Here is a 1,596-nt window from a genome sequence, read left to right as displayed (position 1 = left end):
GAAAGATACAATTCGCCACTGTAATTCTTCGTCCATTTTTTGTGCTATTTTAGTCATACACTTACTTTATATTCCCCCACTGCCATCGGTGGGGTAGCCGACACTTGGCAGGGAGAATTTGCGACTGTTCCTAGAGTTGGTGACTACATGACGGGGTGAAAATAGCATCCATCCCGAAACTTATGTTGTTGTGTGTTTGATAGACATACAGCTGATTTACGCCAGTAGAAACATTCGCTGCAAATTTTTACAAGATTTGGCATCTCGTGAGATATTAGCCTACTGCGGCGGGAGCGTGATGTATTCCTGAATGAAAGTCTCTATATGCTTTTATCTCCTGAAAAACTTTATAGTATTCATGCTGACTTGCAAAACCACTGCGCCGGCTTAAATCCCCGTGAAATTCTCTCTCACCCCATATGGGCCAAATCAACTCACTATCTGTTTCTGTTAAAAAACGTTCTAACAAATCTTTACGTAAGTAGGTAAAATGTTGTGAGGAACCCCAGTATTCTCCATGACGAAAAGTGATTGATGCCCGTCTACCATTTGTTTCAAACAGGTCGTAAGTTTGAGGTTGACTGCATAAATTAAGGTGTTGTGTAATTTCTTTTGCAGGGATAGCGACACTTCTTCCTGGAGTAATTTCACTGTGGTAATCTTCCCAAGTATTCTTTCTCACAGGAATTAAAACCTCGTAGTTTTCCTCTGCTTTAAGATGTGTTTTGTCATCAACATCTATTTCTACAAGTTCTAATCCATTGTTTCGTATTGCCACTTCTATAGCTTCAAAATCGTTAGCTTCAAAAAGTTCTTTAATACTGTCTAAAACTGTACTTGCTTCTTCCTCTAATATAGGTTGAGCATTTCGCTGAAAGACAAAATTTAGCTCAAAACTTAATTCAGTCTTCCCATTTTTCGGATAAGTCTCACACCAAGGTATCTCTCCTGCATAAGTGTAATAATCTTCTTGAATTTCTGGTAGCCACCTTCCTCCTAAATTTTGTTTTTCTAACCTTTGTAATAAAGAACTAGCTTCTTCGGCTTGAACAATCAAACATCTCAAAAAAGTAAATCTACCTCGATTAAATTTAGGATCTTCCTGATTAATATAGCCATCTAATAGCACCCAACTTTCTTCCTCTCCCAAAAGCTCATCAACTATTAAATATGATTTAACATCTGGAACTCCACCCGACAAAATCCATTCGTGAAGAGGCATATCACGATTTCCCAGAAAATCTTCACAAACAAGGTTATGCTCTTGAAGCTGTTCAGGAAAACTAGGATCTATATCAGCGTCGGAAATGCGTAAGCGTACTTGTTCATCCCATACCTCTAGAAGGTCATTGTCCTGTCGGAATCCAGCCAATTCATAAAATGCTATCCAAGAATATTTCTTGCCATATCGATCTGTTTTACTTTCATTGCCTTTATTCCAGTTATAATGACCAATGAAATTATCAATATTACCGAAAGTATCTAGGGTATAACCCAAGTTGTAAATTCTCCAAAATACATTTGCATAGACAGTTCTATATTCCTCATGATCAAAGTCATAGTTTTCTCTTCCTCTTACTAACCTACCTAGTGTAT

Annotated in this window: 1 protein-coding gene; it reads right to left on the bottom strand. The window is 37.7% G+C overall.

Annotation, left to right across the window (positions count from 1 at the left end; genetic code table 11):
- Positions 1-274 precede the first annotated feature (274 nt).
- A partial coding sequence (locus VB654_RS17245; RefSeq protein ID WP_323215042.1) for a hypothetical protein occupies positions 275-1,596 on the bottom strand: 1,322 nt, incomplete at its 5' end.

Origin of the sequence: Nodularia sp. UHCC 0506, assembly GCF_034931045.1 — a bacterium.
Taxonomy (GTDB): Bacteria; Cyanobacteriota; Cyanobacteriia; order Cyanobacteriales; family Nostocaceae; genus Nodularia.
This window is presented reverse-complemented; position numbering and strand designations above follow the sequence as displayed.